We start from the raw sequence: 14,048 nt of genomic DNA, 5'->3' as shown, positions 1-14,048 counted from the left end.
AGTCAGAGTTGAGAACTAGTTCCTTTTTTTGAGAAGACATCATGCCCTCAGCTGGTTCACTGTTACCGTGCTCATTGCATCCTCAAGGGATGGGGGTTAGGCATAGCCTAGTTGTGAAGAGTGTAATCGGATGAGCTGAGCATCGAGTGGGTCAGCGGTTCATCCTTCTGTTTCACCATTATCCGCAGCTGCTCAAGCATTTCTACCGCGCTGCACTAGTGGTTCTTCAATCCTATCTACTGCTGCCGCCACTTGCTCTAATAATCTTGTAGGAGACTCACTGAATGCCAGACTCGCAAAAGGCAATAAGGCGGGATTAGCCAAAAATTGCTCAGGGTCTTGCTCCCACAGCCTGATTACTCGATAGCGATGACTGGTGTTAGTATCGACCAACTGGTTAGTATAAGCTTTTTGAGAGCGAGTGAATTTCAGAAATATCACCACCTGCTCTATGGGACAATCATACTTTTCTTTGAGTCTGACCCAATACTTGAGCATCCGCAATGGTAGGGATGGCTTGGAAGCCGGTAGGGTTTGAAATTCCCACTGCAAGATTTGATTAGGGGTTTGCAGCAGCGTCAAGGAATCGGCGTGAATCGGTTCGGTATTTAACTCAGTTTTTAACACCGATATTTCAGTCACATCAATACCATGAAGCCACCTGACCAAATCAGCTGGATAGTTTTCGGCGAGATATTTACATATGTTATCGTATGCCAAAGTAGTTATCTGTGGTTAAGACTACCTGGCCGAGTTTACAGGATTTGGTCAAAAAAAGCGATCGCTTTTAGCGTGGCCGTAGGCCAATCGCGTTCGTGTAGGGGCTCTTTGAGAGCATCGCTTTTTTTATTGCTGATGCTCAGTCAACCATACCGTCAAATCTGTGACTGTCTCAAAATCCAACAACGCCTCGCTCAACTCCTCCAATTGAGCAACAGAAAGCTTTTCAATCCCCTGTTGTAGCTGGTCGTCAACACTACCAAAACGACGGGTCAGTTGACGTATCACGATTGAGTAACCTTCCTCTTGCCTTCCTTCGAGTAAACCTTCCCGTTTTCCTTCGAGTAAACCTTCACGTTTTCCTTCAAGTAAACCAAGTTTATGTCCTTTTTGAATTATCTTCTGATAAATTACAGACTCTTGCATCACTTCCTCCGGAAATAATTCTGTGATCAACCTTTGGTCAAACCGCAAACCAGCTAGTAACTGGGTACAAGCGGATATGTTAGTAAAAGCTAGTGGTTCTTCAATCCTATCTACTGCTGCCGCCACTTGCTCTAATAATCTTGTCGGGGACTCACTGAATGCCAGAGTCGCAAAGGGCAATAAGGCCGGATTAGCCAAAAATAGCTCAGGGTCTTGCTCCCACATCCTGATTACTCGATAGCGATGACTGGTGTTAGTATCTACCAACTGATTAGTATAAGCTTTTTCTGAGCGAGTGAATTTCAGAAATATCACCACCTGGTCAATGGGACAATCATACTTTTCTTTGAGTCTGACCCAATACTTGAGCATGCGCAATGGTAGGGATGGCTTGGAAGCCGGTAGGGTTTGAAATTCCCACTGCAAGATTTGATTAGGGGTTTGCAGCAGGGTCAAGGAATCGGCGTGAATCGGTTCGGTATTTAACTCAGTTTTGAGCACCGAGATTTCAGTCACATCAATACCATGAAGCCACCTGACCAAATCCCCTGGGTAGTTTTCGGCGAGATATTTACAGATATTATCGTAAGCCAAGGTAGTTATCTATGGTTAACAGTACCTGGCCCAGTTTACAGGATTTGGTCAAAAAAACCTAAGCAACTAAGCTAGGTAGAAATATAGTCATCGAAAATTGGTTTTCTTGTAGCCCACCAATATTGGATAGTATTACCAGGCCACAAAGCAAATACTCTGCCATCTTTATTTTGATACCAACTCATACAGTTTTCTTTTGTCCACACCCTCTTTTCCATAGTTTTCCATAAATCCTGATAATAACGTCTCATTGCTTCCTCCTTCACTTCCAGAGATTTCCAGTCTTCTCTGAGCATTTTATTCAAGCAGCCAATAATATAATTAACTTGGCACTCTACCATTAAGATTACCGAGCTATGACCCAAACCAGTATTCGGTCCTAAAAGACTAAAAAAGTTAGGAAAATTGGGAACAGAAATACCAAGATACGCTTCTGGTTCGTTGCCCCATATCTCCGCTATACTCTCTCCGTTTTTACCACGTATATCTATTTTTTTGTAGGACAAAGAGTTAAATCCTGTAGCATAGATAATAGCATCAACTTTATAGTCTTTTCCTTGTTGGGTAACCAAACTATCACTAGTTATGCTTTCTATGTTATCTGTAATCAAGGCTACATTTTTTCGGTTTAGGCTTTGATAAAAGTCGTTATTAATTAAAATTCGTTTACAACCTGGTTGATAGCTGGGCATAACCGCATCCCTTACTTGGTAGTCAGCAATTTCCTGGTGTATGCGTTTTTCCAATTGTTTTCGTAGGTACTTACTAATAAAACTTCCAGTAGTGAATAGGGAAAAATTGATTAAGTCATTACGTAAGTATAGTAATCCCCGGTGCAGTTGCATCAGAATAGGAAAATTTTTAAAATACCATTGCATTTGGGCTGAATAAGTCCGATCGTCTCGGTTAGTAATCCAGTTAGGAGTTCTTTGAAAAATGAATAGTTGTTTGACTTTTTTGGCAACTTCTGGGATAAATTGAACTGCACTGGCTGCAGTTCCTACAACTGCCACCGTTTTATCAGTTAAATCAAAGCTGTGGTTCCATCTAGCTGAGTGAAACGAGACTCCTTTGAAGGTTTCCAAGCTAGGCAAATTGGGTAATTTGGGTAAATTTAAACCTCCCCAAGCACTGATCAGTATGTTACCTGTTATAGTTTTATTCTCAGCTGTTTCAACATACCAGAGGCAATTTTGGGCATTGAAATGGGCGCTAATAACCTCTTGATTAAAACGGATATGGGGATAAATATTGTATTTACGTGTGCAGTGTTCTAAGTATTTCAATATCTCTGGCTGAGAGGGATAAACTTGGTTCCAATCATGTTTCATCTCAAAAGAGTAACAATATAAATGAGCGGGAATATCACAGGCACATCCTGGGTAATTATTATCCAGCCAAGTCCCTCCAAGTCGAGAGGATTTTTCTAGTATAACGAAATTTATTTTGGCTTTTTTAAGCTTAATACCCATGCAGATGCCAGACATTCCGGCCCCGATAATAACTACTTGCATTTTTTCTATTTTAATAGGATACTTACTGGTAATTATTCGTTTTATTATTTAGTTCGATATTTCCCTTGATCGATAATCGACTAATAGAGATAAATAGTAACCATAAAATTTCCAAACAATGCTAGCATGAATTAAGATCAATATCAAAAAAAATAATTATGGGAAGCCTTTAGCAATAATCGATATTTAGAGATAAATTTTAACCATAAAATGTTAAAAATATGTTAACATGAATTAAGTCAATATCAAAAAAAGTAATTATGGGAAGCCTTGAAGGTAAAATAACCTTAGTCACGGGTGCCAGCCGTGGTATTGGTAAAGGAATTGCGATTGGCCTTGGCGAGGCAGGTGCTACGGTATATATTACTGGTCGTAGTCTCGACAGTTCCAATGTCACAGAGGGAGTTTCCGGTAGTCTTAGGGAAACCCAATTAGCTGTGGAAGATGCTGGTGGGATTTGTATTCCGGTCATGGTAGATCATAGCGACGACCAACAAGTGCGCTTACTCTTTGAACGGATTCAAGACGAGCAGAAGGGACAACTGGATCTGCTGGTCAATAATGCCTTTTCAGGAGTGCAGGCATTGAAGGATGGATACGAAAAACCATTTTGGGAATGCGCTGAGAATCTTTGGGATGCTGTCAATCATGTCGGTCTCCGCAGCCATTATATTGCCAGTGTTTTTGCAGCTCGACTGATGATTCAGCGTCAGCAGGGGCTGATTTGCACCATCTCATCTTGGGGGGGCATGTCTTACATCTTTGGTGCTGCCTATGGAGCGGGTAAAGCAGCTTGCGATCGACTTGCTGCTGATATGGCTGTTGAACTCAAGCCATATAATGTGGCATCCCTTTCGATTTGGCCAGGCATAGTTGGTACCGAACATATTTCCAGTTTGGCTTTGCAAATGGCAGAAGATAAACCAGGTAATCAGCAAAGCCGACTGATCTCTCAAGGCTATAATTGGGAAACTCCTTTATTAACGGGGCGCGTTATTGCTGCCCTTGCTGCAGACCCAACTGTAATGAGCTTTACAGGCCGCGTTCGAGTTGTCGCAGAACTGGCTGAGCAATATGGGATCATAGATCAAGACGGGTTACGTCCGGTATCACTACGCTCTCTACGTTTTATAGCTCCAATGTTTTGGCCACCATTAATAAAATATGCGTCGCTGATACCTAACATTAATTTACCCTGGTTTTTATTACTATGGGGAATACTCCAATCTCCTAAAATTTAACCGAGAGCAAAAATTGGAACCATATGAGTGATCTCCATGGAGCTGTGGTACTCATCACCGGTGCCGCCGGTGGATTCGGTCAGGAACTGACTCGGCAATTATTAGAAGCTGGTAGCCATTTGATCCTCACGGATCTTGATGAAACTCTTCTTAAAGAGCGTGCCGAGGCTATTCAACGGGAGGTTAAAACTGGGGATATACTTGCTCTTTTGGAAATTAATCTTTCTGAACCTGACGGATGCGAAACCCTTTATCAGCAGGTTAAAGACCTGGGAATAGCAATCGATATTTTGATCAATAATGCTGGCATTGGGCTTTTTGGTCGCATGGACGAAGTTCCTGGAGAAAAATGGGAAAGGCTGATGCAGGTAAATCTGCTGGCACCAATGCGGTTAAGTTCTCTATTTGCCGCTGATATGATTAGACGTCGCCAAGGTCACATTGTTAATATTTCCTCTGCTGCTGGCTGGATGGCACCCGCTGGCATGGCTCATTATGCTGCTAGTAAATTCGGGTTGCGAGGATTCAGCGAAGGGCTTTTAAATGAAGTTAAAATTTATAACGTCAAGGTTACAGTTGTTTATCCCTTTTATAGCCGTACTCCCATTATCCAGTCGGAACAGTATGGAACCCTTGCTAAAGAAAAGAAGGAGTTGCCGGACTTTTTAATAACTGATCCGGCTAAGGTCATGGGGCAAACGATTCAATCCATCATTGATAATAAACCTCAGGTTTTTCCTGATCGAATGGCAAAAATTATCTCGGTTATTAAACGTTTTTTTCCTCAATTATTAAACTGGATTTTTAATCGGTTCAATCGGAATTCAAAAGCCGATTTATAGCATTTATATAGCAAAGGTAACAGGGCACAGGGAACAGGAAACAGGCAGTAGGGAATAGGCACAAGCAAGGGCTGGGTTTGGCGAGAAGCCCACACTTACAAGAGGTGCGACCCGTGGCGAATTTAATTATTAATGGTAAGAGCGCACCTAGGTAGGAAGTGTGGGAGCATGCCACTGAGCTTGGATGTGTAGGCATCCGATTTATTGCTGATGGGATGCCAACCACACAGCGATATCGGTGACTGTCTCAAAATCCAACAGCGCCTCGCTCAACTCCTCCAATTGAGCAATAGAAAGCTTTTGGATACCCTGTTGTAGCTGGTCGTCAACATTTCCAAACCGACGGGTCAGTTGACGTATAACGATTGAGTACCCTTCCTCTTGCCTTCCTTCACGTTTTCCTTCGAGTTTTCCTTCACGTTTTCCTTCCAGTTTTCCTTCCCGTTTTCCTTCCAGTAAACCCAGTTGATGTCCTTTTTGAATTATCTTCTGATAAATTACAGACTCTTGCATCACTTCCTCCGGAAATAATTCTCCTATCAACCCTTTGTCGAACCGCAAACCAGCTAGTAACTGGGTACAAGCGGATATGTTAGTAAAAGCTAGTGGTTCTTCAATCCTATCCACTGCTGCCGCCACTTGCTCTAATAATTGTTTAGGAGATTCACTGAATGCTAAAGTGGCAAAAGGCAATAAGGCGGGATTGGCCAAAAATTGCTCAGGGTCTTGCTCCCACATCCTGATTACTCGATAGCCATGGCTGGTGTTACCCTCCAGCAACTGGTTAGTATAAGCTTTAGATGAGGTGGTGAACTTGAGAAATATCACGACCTGTTCAACAGGACAGTTATACTTTTCCTTGAGTCTGACCCAATACTTGAGCATGCGCAATGGTAGGGATGGCTTGGAAGCTGGTAGGGTTTGAAATTCCCATTGCAAGATTTGGTTAGGGGTTTGCAGCAGCGTCAAGGAATCGGCGTGAATCGGTTCGGTATTTAACTCAGTTTTGAGCACCGAGATTTCAGTGACATCAATATCATGAAGCCACCTCACCAAATCAGCTGGGTAGTTTTCGGCGAGATATTTACATATATTATCGTAAGCCAAGGTAGTTATCTATGGTTAACAGTACCTGGGCCAGTTTACCGAATTTGGTCAAAAAAAGCGATGCTCTCAAAGAGAATCGCGTAAGCATCCATGGTGATTGGGCTTTTGGCGCTTTTGGCAAAGCCATTATTGCTGATGGGATGCCAACCAAACAGCTACATCTGTGATGGTCTCAAAATCCAACAGCGCCTCGCTCAACTCCTCCAATTGAGTAATAGAAAGCTTTTGAATCCTTTCAAGTAGCTGGTTCTCAACATTACCAAACCGACGGGTAATCAGACGTCTAAGGATTGAGTACCCTTCCTCTTGCCTTCCTTCGAGTTTCCCTTCGAGTAAACCTTCCCGTTTTCCTTCGAGTAAACCTTCCTGTTTTCCTTCGAGTAAACCTTCCCGTTTTCCTTCGAGTAAACCAAGTTTATGTCCTTTTTGAATGATCTTCTGATAAATTACAGACTCTTGCATCACTTCCTCCGGAAATAATTCTCCTATCAACCCTTTGTCGAACCGCAAGCCAGCTAGTAACTGCGTACAAGCGGAGATGTTAGTAAAAGCTAGTGGTTCTTCAATCCTATCCACTGCTGCTGCGACTTGCTCTAATAATCTTGTAGGAGATTCACTAAATGCTAAAGTGGCAAAGGGCAATAAGGCGGGATTGGCCAAAAATGGTAATGGGTCTTGCTCCCACATCCTGATTACTCGATAGCGATGGTTGGTGTTACTCTCCAGCAACTGGTTAGTATAAACTTTAGATGAGGTGGTGAACTTCAGAAATATCACGACCTGTTCAACAGGACAGTTATACTTTTCTCTGAGTCTGACCCAATACTTGAGCATCCGCAATGGTAGGGATGGCTTGGAAGCTGGTAGGGTTTGAAATTCCCATTGCAAGATTTGGTTAGCCGTTTGCAACAGTGTCAAGGAATCGGCGTGAATCGGTTCGCTATTTAACTCAGTTTTTAGCACCGAGATTTCAGTAACTTCAATACCATGAAGCCACCTGACCAAATCAGCTGGGTAGTTTTCGGCGAGATATTTACATATATTATCGTAAGCCAAGGTAGTTATCTGTGATTAACAGTACCTGGCCAAGTTTACCGGATTTGGTTAAAAAAAGCGTACGCGATTATGCTTTTGGCTTCCCCCTGTGATCAAAATCGCCTCCAATCAGCAATTCTCTTTTTCCCAATCACCAACACTATCGACGGCGCTGTTGCAATTTGCGATAAACATCCCGTACATCAACCTGATGGTAAGCCATAGCAACTAGGCTGTGGTAGAGCAAGTCCGCTACTTCAGATGCGATCGCATCCGGGTCATCATCCTTACACGCCATTACCACTTCTGCAGCTTCTTCCCCAATTTTTTTAAGAATCTTATTATCCCCACCCTTAAACAACTTACAGGTATAGGACCCTTCTACGGGATGGTCACGGCGATCGCAAATTATCTCAAACAACTGAGACAAGGTATCTGCTGGAGGGGCTACTTTCTTACCCTCCACTCGATGGAAACAGCTACGCTCACCGAGATGGCAGGCAATATCACCAATTTGTTCCGCCGTCACGAGTAAAGCATCACTGTCACAGTCGTAGCGGATGGATTTTATCCTTTGTAAATGCCCAGATGTAGCACCCTTGTGCCACAATTCCTGACGAGAGCGACTCCAAAACCAGGTTTCTCCTGTATCGAGGGTTTTTTGCAATGACTCCCGATTCATCCAAGCCATCATTAATATCGTACCATCTAGGTAATCTTGGACAATGGCTGGCACTAGTCCTTGATCGTTGTAGCGAATTTGGTCAACTGGTATAGCTTGGCTAATGGAAGTCGGTTCAGATGCTGACATAGTTTTAGGGCAACAGATTGAAACACCCAGCGGGTCAAACAGCTTTAATGATATACACCCTACAAGATACCACCCCTGACATCCAATTGATCACTAAATATTGATCAGTAAATCTGGATTCTTTCTTTACAAATTCAAAACGGATCAGTCTCCATAGGATAATAATCTCTTGTCCAGTATTGCCCCTAAGCCGAAGTTACCTGATCCGAAGTTACCTATTGCCCTGTTTAAGGGGGGTAATGGGGTAAGAGCTTTTTACCTTATTTTGAACTAACTCGTACACTATTAATATTAGGAGACTATTTTGGTTAGCACTACCTCGTTTAAAACCACCAAATCACAAGAAATTTTCAGCGCCGCCCAAAACCTAATGCCAGGAGGGGTCAGCTCCCCAGTCAGAGCCTTTAAATCCGTAGGGGGAGAACCGATTGTATTTGACCGAGTTGAAGGAGCATACATCTGGGATGTAGATGGCAACCAGTACATTGACTATGTAGGTACCTGGGGACCAGCCATTTGCGGTCATGCTCATCCAGAAGTTATTGGGGCATTGCACCAGGCTCTAGATAAGGGTACCAGTTTTGGAGCTCCCTCTGCCCTAGAGAACGTGCTAGCAGAAATGGTGATTGACGCCGTTCCTAGTATTGAAATGGTGCGGTTTGTCAATTCTGGAACCGAAGCCTGTATGGCAGTGCTGCGCCTGATGCGTGCCTTCACAGGACGGGACAAAATTATCAAATTTTCCGGCTGCTACCATGGTCACGCCGATATGCTGCTGGTACAAGCTGGTTCTGGAGTGGCTACTCTAGGTTTACCTGATTCCCCTGGTGTTCCTAAGTCTGCCACTGCTAATACTTTAACCGCTACCTATAACAACCTGGAGGAAGTTAAAGCTTTATTTGAGCAATATCCCAATGAGATTGCTGGGGTCATCCTAGAACCTGTGGTGGGTAATTCTGGTTTCATCACTCCTGTGCCTGGTTTTCTTGAAGGCTTGCGGGAACTTACTCAAAACCATGGCGCTTTACTAGTGTTTGATGAAGTGATGACTGGCTTCCGGATTGCCTACGGTGGTGCTCAAGAGAAATTTGGCATCACTCCTGACTTGACTACCCTAGGGAAAATTATCGGTGGTGGTTTGCCCGTGGGAGCCTATGGCGGACGAAAGGATATCATGTCCATGGTGGCACCAGCAGGGCCAATGTATCAAGCCGGAACCCTCTCTGGGAATCCTCTAGCCATGACAGCAGGCATTAAAACCCTGGAGTTACTCAAGAAACCGGGTACCTATGAACAGCTAGAGACTATTACTAAAAAGCTCTCCGAGGGACTGCTGGAAATTGCTAAAGATGCTGGTCATGCAGCTACTGGTGGGTACATCAGCGCTATGTTTGGTATGTTCTTTACTGGTGTTCCTGTTCACAACTTCGATGATGCCAAAACCTGTGATTTATCGAAATTCACTTCCTTCCATCGCGGTATGTTAGAGCGTGGCATCTACCTAGCCCCTTCACAATTTGAAGCAGGATTTACCTCCCTAGCTCACACCGAGGACGATATTGACCGCACATTAGCAGCAGCTAAGGAAGTCATCTCTGGGATCAAGCCATAGTAGTGTAGAGTTTAAGCTATCAGCTATCAGCTATCAGCTATCAGCTATCAGCTATCAGCTATCAGCTATCAGCTATCAGCTATCAGCTTTCAGCTTTCAGCTTATGGGTCACAGGCTAGAAGCCTGTGCCACCTTGATGTGCTTTTGAATAAAATAAGCTGACGGCACCTCAAGTAGCGTGAGCTTTTAGCTCACGGCTGACGGCTGACGGCTGACGGCTGACGGCTGACGGCTGATAGCTGATAGCTGACTCAACGATAGTTAGTAAATTGCAAAGCTATCGGCAAATCTTCTTGCTTCAACCGCTGGATGATATCTTGTAAGTCATCCTTAGATTTGCTAGTTACTCTAACTGAATCACCTTGAATCGAGGCTTGCACTTTTTTAAATTCATCTCGAATCAATTTGGTTATTTTTTTACTATATTCTTGGCTGATGCCTTTTTTTAGCGTGATTTCTTGGCGGACACGATTACCGCTAGCTGCTTCTAATTTACCATATTCGAAGATTTTTTGCGAAAGTTCGCGTTTCGCAGCTTTGGTACGAAGAACAGTATGCACAGCATCTAGGGTAAAGTCACTATCAGTATTGATGGTGATAGATTCTTCTCCTAATTCGACAGTGGTTTTAGTATCTTTGAGGTCGTAACGACTTTTGATTTCACGAATAGTTTGATCCACAGCATTGACCAACTCTTGTCGATCAAAGTCACTAACAATATCAAAAGAATAAGTACTAGCCATAATTAATAACGGTCAGCGGTAGGGCGTGAGCAATGGTCACTCACTACGTGACATACTCCCGACGCTGACAAGCACGGTACAGCGCGGGCTTCTTACCAACACCATCCAACGATTCGGTTACTCGGTAAGCTTTATTAACGACACGGGATGCCCCTCCGCGCCGGAACAATACAACTCGTTCTATTTTTAGCTAGTAGGTGGCGGTTAGCTCTTAATTTGTTTTCCCTACTGTCCCTAGTATATCCCATTGGCAAGCTACGTTCCGACCCTTGCCCCGCGCTTTCCATACGACACTTACCCCATGAAGGTAAAGTGCGGGGCTTCTCGCGGTTTAGCTAACAGCTTAAAACCAAAATGGAAATTTGTTGCACCCTATACAAAATTTTTCAACCTATTGATATCAAGCCCGGTAGCATCAGTATTGGATAAGCCCATAGTCTTGGGGAGGTGGCTCAACCTGGTGGCTCTCAAGACAAATGACCAATAACTAAAACTATCAAGTCCGGAAGCAAGTGGACTTGATCTCGTCTAGCCACTGACGCTGCTTAGACTCAGAACAAACAGAGTACCACTCGAAAGAGAGCCGATGGCAAACATCAGCGATCGCCCCAAGGGAATATCGAGAATGTAAAACACCGAGTAGAAGACTCGGGCAATTACAAATGCGATCGCACACCCGATGGCGAGGTTTGAATTCTGACCAGTGACATAGGCCATCAAAGCGGCTGCGCTAAATATAATAAAGGTTTCAAAGGAGTTCTGATGTGCCCAAGTTGCTCGTTGGGCATAGGGCGGTAGCTGATCAAACATGGCGCGAGGGGCACTTTGGTCATAGCCTAGTTTGAAACGGCTGTAGCCAACTACCAGAAATGGTAGATAGATTAAAACCGTTGCCCCCACAATACAGTAAAGTAAAATTCCCGAACCGGATAGATGCATAGTCTAGCTCACACTAATCAAAATTAATCACAATTAATCACAACTAATCAAAATAGAACAGAGTAACAACCTTGTTTTGCTGTTCCGCCTCCTTACAGGTGTTGAGGAGGGTACGGCTATCATGGAATGCGAAACAAATTAACTGCTGACACCTCGCAACAATTTCGGCATTACACAAGGCACTAGCTTCAGCGAGAGACAAGGTATCATTTTGGGGATTTTCCACCAAATGCATTACCTTCTCCAAGTATTTTCGGGATTCCAGTGGCTGTCGCTGAAGACTTTGGGGCAAAATTACCGTTAGCAAGGACGGATCGGCTCGCATAGCACCTCGAATGGCAGCTAAGTTGGTTCCAGTGGCACCAGAGGTAATCAGACGATTACCCGCTTGCACTAAGGCATAGCTCATCATCTCAATTAGATTCTGATGGGTGATAGGAACGTGACGTGAACCCAACAAGGCAATTCGCTTAGAACCAGTTTGCTGTATGGCTGCGAGTTCCTGGGCTAATGTATCGATACTGGCGGTCTCTATTGGTTGACTCAAAGATAAAGATGCTGGTAAAGGCTGAACGACCAGGATATTTTAGCAGAACTAATCTGTCATGTCCTCCTTCAAAAGAATTTCACTATATTAGGTAGGAATTGTGATAATTTTTGCTCCCTGCTCCCTGCTCCCTGTTCCCTGTTCCCTGTTCCCTGCTCCCTGCTCCCTACTCCCTGCTCCCTTTCAAGCAAAAGACTATCTCCTAAACCATACTTCCCTTGCTATGTATTGTAAATATGTGCTATCATAATGGATGGTTTGGACGCATAGCTCAGTTGGTTAGAGCACCACGTTGACATCGTGGGGGTCACTGGTTCGAGTCCAGTTGTGTCCATCACTCTGCCTCTAAGGGTACTGCGACCGTCATATAAGCATTCAGCTATTAGTGATCAGCGGTCAGCGTATGTGCTACGCACACGCTACGCGAACAGTTATCAGCTTATATGCTACGCACACGCTACTTGAGGTGCCTTCAGTTTATTTTATTCAAAAGCACCTCAAGGTGGCACAGGCTTCGACCCTGGGACCCATGACCCATGACCCATGACCCATGACCCATGACCCATAAGCTGATAGCTGATAACTGATAGCTTAATGCTTACCACAAAACTCTTCAGATCATTCCATTATTAAGCAACGCTATTTTTTGAAGCTAAAACATGAATAACCATGCGTTGACTTTCATCAACAAAATGAGTTAAGGGTTCTAATCCTGCTTGCCTAGCTATTTTTTGAAAATAATCAACGGGATATTTGTAAGAACTGAAAAGATGAAATTTTTCATCTTCTTTTATGCTGATATTAACGCCATCAAAAACAAAGTCTTGGTTGCTGGTAGCAATTACATTATGTTTCAAACAATAATTGTTGGGTATCCATTCAGGCTGATACTTAAATGCAGCAGGATTAAAGTTGGTCGTTGGCAAATCGCGATCAATGCAATATAGTACGCTCAAAATAAAATTTGCTCCTTTTTCAGTATCGTAGGCTTTTTTTAATGAAGACTCGCTTTGATTAGCATCTACACCAACGATTATAATACCTTCTGACGGCAATGCTTGAGATATATTTGTCAGAAAATCGACACATTGGTTCGTAGATAAATTAGTGATTGTGCTGCCTTTAAACCAAACTAACGGTTTGTCAAACTGTTTGACCAGATCGGTATTCTCAATAAAGTCGTCTTGTATGGGTTTAACCAATAGATCTGGTAACTCATCTTGCAAAACGTCTTCTGCCTGATCCAAATAAGTTTTGCACAAATCTACGGGAATATACGTTTTGATATGATTCAATGACTTCAGGAAAGGTAGGCTTTTGTTGATAAATGCTGTTTTTGGTCCTGGTCCGAATTCAATAATCTCTCCCCCCTGTGGTACATAATTTGATAGTTGATTAGCTACTTTGTTAATGAGTCGAACGTCTTCTTTATAAAGGTAATAATCAACACTTTCTTCAATTACTTGTCGATAATATTCTTCACCCCTAGCAGGATCCGTTTCAATAGTAGTATCGGGAGTGCTATACATATAAGCAGCAAGGGTTTCTTCTTCTATGTGCAAAAAAAAATATTTTACCTTCTCTTTAAACAATGATGAATCAAATTCTATCATGGTAGCTACTTTTGGCTTTGATAAATGTATTGGTATTGAAAAATGGTCGGCCAATTAGCAAATTAAGGTAAGCCTTCACATATCAGCTATCAGGTATAGCACTACCCATTAAAGTTAGGACACTGATAAAAGCTGAAAAGCTTTTGTAGTAAACTCTTTCCTCTTGCCTTGCGGGTATATACCAATCCTAAATGATTTTGAAGAAAAATGAGATATCATGGAATATAAATTTACCACCATGTTCTCATGACTCTGGAAGAATTTATAGCTAGCAATCGAGACCCTAGAGAGCTAAAGCGAGCAA

General features: G+C 43.1%; 15 protein-coding genes, 1 tRNA gene and 1 pseudogene. 6 read left to right on the top strand and 11 right to left on the bottom strand.

Annotation, left to right across the window (positions count from 1 at the left end):
• Positions 1 to 216: 216 nt before the first annotated feature.
• From F6K46_RS33355 to F6K46_RS33345, 3 genes and pseudogenes are all read right to left on the bottom strand, one after another.
• Positions 217 to 720, bottom strand: a pseudogene (locus tag F6K46_RS33355) (hypothetical protein); the annotation flags it as partial.
• A gap of 126 nt (positions 721 to 846) precedes the next feature.
• The gene (locus F6K46_RS33350) at positions 847 to 1,740 is read right to left on the bottom strand and encodes a DUF4351 domain-containing protein (protein ID WP_293066070.1); all 894 of its coding nucleotides are present in this window, start codon (positions 1,738 to 1,740) and stop codon (positions 847 to 849) included.
• Positions 1,741 to 1,811: 71 nt separating this feature from the next.
• Entirely contained in the window at positions 1,812 to 3,254 is a 1,443-nt protein-coding gene (locus F6K46_RS33345) for an NAD(P)/FAD-dependent oxidoreductase (RefSeq protein ID WP_293066067.1), read from the bottom strand.
• Positions 3,255 to 3,514: 260 nt separating this feature from the next.
• Between F6K46_RS33345 and F6K46_RS33340 the strand changes: the two genes are divergently transcribed.
• Both F6K46_RS33340 and F6K46_RS33335 read left to right on the top strand, forming a co-directional pair.
• Entirely contained in the window at positions 3,515 to 4,495 is a 981-nt protein-coding gene (locus tag F6K46_RS33340; RefSeq protein ID WP_293066064.1) for an SDR family NAD(P)-dependent oxidoreductase, read from the top strand.
• Between the two features lie 23 nt (positions 4,496 to 4,518).
• Positions 4,519 to 5,337 (top strand): SDR family NAD(P)-dependent oxidoreductase, encoded by an 819-nt coding sequence (locus F6K46_RS33335; RefSeq protein ID WP_293066061.1) that lies wholly within the window; start codon positions 4,519 to 4,521, stop codon positions 5,335 to 5,337.
• 201 nt (positions 5,338 to 5,538) lie between these two features.
• Here the strand turns inward: F6K46_RS33335 and F6K46_RS33330 are convergent, their stop codons facing one another.
• Positions 5,539 to 6,444, bottom strand: a complete 906-nt coding sequence (locus F6K46_RS33330) for a DUF4351 domain-containing protein (RefSeq protein ID WP_293066058.1) — start codon at positions 6,442 to 6,444, stop codon at positions 5,539 to 5,541.
• Positions 6,445 to 6,455: 11 nt separating this feature from the next.
• On the opposite strand from F6K46_RS33330, the gene F6K46_RS33325 reads away from it, so the two are divergent.
• Positions 6,456 to 6,611, top strand: coding sequence for a hypothetical protein (locus F6K46_RS33325; RefSeq protein ID WP_293066055.1), 156 nt, complete (start codon positions 6,456 to 6,458; stop codon positions 6,609 to 6,611).
• Here the strand turns inward: F6K46_RS33325 and F6K46_RS33320 are convergent.
• Positions 6,571 to 7,500 carry a DUF4351 domain-containing protein gene (locus F6K46_RS33320; RefSeq protein WP_293066052.1) on the bottom strand — a complete coding sequence of 310 codons (930 nt, stop codon included), beginning with the start codon at positions 7,498 to 7,500 and terminating at the stop codon, positions 6,571 to 6,573. The genes F6K46_RS33325 and F6K46_RS33320 overlap by 41 nt on opposite strands.
• Before the next feature lie 139 nt (positions 7,501 to 7,639).
• Positions 7,640 to 8,290 (bottom strand): bifunctional phosphoribosyl-AMP cyclohydrolase/phosphoribosyl-ATP diphosphatase HisIE, encoded by a 651-nt coding sequence (hisIE, locus tag F6K46_RS33315; protein WP_293066049.1) that lies wholly within the window; start codon positions 8,288 to 8,290, stop codon positions 7,640 to 7,642.
• 304 nt (positions 8,291 to 8,594) lie between these two features.
• Here hisIE and hemL point away from each other — a divergent pair, with 304 nt between their 5' ends.
• Positions 8,595 to 9,902, top strand: coding sequence for a glutamate-1-semialdehyde 2,1-aminomutase (hemL, locus tag F6K46_RS33310; RefSeq protein ID WP_293066046.1), 1,308 nt, complete (start codon positions 8,595 to 8,597; stop codon positions 9,900 to 9,902).
• Positions 9,903 to 10,153: 251 nt separating this feature from the next.
• Here hemL and F6K46_RS33305 read toward each other — a convergent pair whose 3' ends face one another.
• The 4 genes from F6K46_RS33305 to F6K46_RS33290 form a co-directional block, all read right to left on the bottom strand.
• The gene (locus tag F6K46_RS33305; protein ID WP_293066043.1) at positions 10,154 to 10,645 is read right to left on the bottom strand and encodes a YajQ family cyclic di-GMP-binding protein; all 492 of its coding nucleotides are present in this window, start codon (positions 10,643 to 10,645) and stop codon (positions 10,154 to 10,156) included.
• A 43-nt stretch (positions 10,646 to 10,688) separates the two neighbouring features.
• Positions 10,689 to 10,814, bottom strand: coding sequence for a hypothetical protein (locus tag F6K46_RS33300; RefSeq protein WP_267876366.1), 126 nt, complete (start codon positions 10,812 to 10,814; stop codon positions 10,689 to 10,691).
• Between the two features lie 359 nt (positions 10,815 to 11,173).
• A complete protein-coding gene (locus F6K46_RS33295) occupies positions 11,174 to 11,584 on the bottom strand; it encodes an MAPEG family protein (RefSeq protein ID WP_293066039.1) in 411 nt (136 codons plus the stop codon).
• Between the two features lie 43 nt (positions 11,585 to 11,627).
• Positions 11,628 to 12,131 carry a DNA-processing protein DprA gene (locus tag F6K46_RS33290; RefSeq protein ID WP_071105922.1) on the bottom strand — a complete coding sequence of 168 codons (504 nt, stop codon included), beginning with the start codon at positions 12,129 to 12,131 and terminating at the stop codon, positions 11,628 to 11,630.
• Positions 12,132 to 12,231: 100 nt separating this feature from the next.
• Here F6K46_RS33290 and F6K46_RS33285 point away from each other — a divergent pair, with 100 nt between their 5' ends.
• Complete coding sequence (locus tag F6K46_RS33285; protein ID WP_293066036.1) at positions 12,232 to 12,381, top strand: hypothetical protein; 150 nt, start codon at positions 12,232 to 12,234, stop codon at positions 12,379 to 12,381.
• A gap of 10 nt (positions 12,382 to 12,391) precedes the next feature.
• Positions 12,392 to 12,465: transfer RNA gene (locus F6K46_RS33280), tRNA-Val, on the top strand.
• 295 nt (positions 12,466 to 12,760) lie between these two features.
• Here F6K46_RS33280 and F6K46_RS33275 read toward each other — a convergent pair.
• The gene (locus F6K46_RS33275; protein WP_293117786.1) at positions 12,761 to 13,744 is read right to left on the bottom strand and encodes an L-histidine N(alpha)-methyltransferase; all 984 of its coding nucleotides are present in this window, start codon (positions 13,742 to 13,744) and stop codon (positions 12,761 to 12,763) included.
• Positions 13,745 to 14,048: the final 304 nt, after the last annotated feature.

This window comes from Moorena sp. SIO3E8 (assembly GCF_010692445.1).
In the GTDB taxonomy this organism is placed as follows: Bacteria; Cyanobacteriota; Cyanobacteriia; order Cyanobacteriales; family Coleofasciculaceae; genus Moorena; species Moorena bouillonii.
The sequence above is the reverse complement of the archived record's forward strand: the minus strand, read 5'-3'. Positions and strand labels throughout refer to the sequence as shown.

What these genes read in the sequence shown, in the direction of transcription:
- F6K46_RS33345 (WP_293066067.1), bottom strand. Translation starts at nt 3,254, where the DNA reads ATGCAAGTAGTTATTATCGGGGCCGGAATGTCTGGCATCTGCATGGGT.
- F6K46_RS33340 (WP_293066064.1), top strand. Translation starts at nt 3,515, where the DNA reads ATGGGAAGCCTTGAAGGTAAAATAACCTTAGTCACGGGTGCCAGCCGT.
- F6K46_RS33335 (WP_293066061.1), top strand. Translation starts at nt 4,519, where the DNA reads ATGAGTGATCTCCATGGAGCTGTGGTACTCATCACCGGTGCCGCCGGT.
- F6K46_RS33325 (WP_293066055.1), top strand. Translation starts at nt 6,456, where the DNA reads ATGGTTAACAGTACCTGGGCCAGTTTACCGAATTTGGTCAAAAAAAGC.
- hisIE (WP_293066049.1), bottom strand. Translation starts at nt 8,290, where the DNA reads ATGTCAGCATCTGAACCGACTTCCATTAGCCAAGCTATACCAGTTGAC.
- F6K46_RS33305 (WP_293066043.1), bottom strand. Translation starts at nt 10,645, where the DNA reads ATGGCTAGTACTTATTCTTTTGATATTGTTAGTGACTTTGATCGACAA.
- F6K46_RS33295 (WP_293066039.1), bottom strand. Translation starts at nt 11,584, where the DNA reads ATGCATCTATCCGGTTCGGGAATTTTACTTTACTGTATTGTGGGGGCA.
- F6K46_RS33275 (WP_293117786.1), bottom strand. Translation starts at nt 13,744, where the DNA reads ATGATAGAATTTGATTCATCATTGTTTAAAGAGAAGGTAAAATATTTT.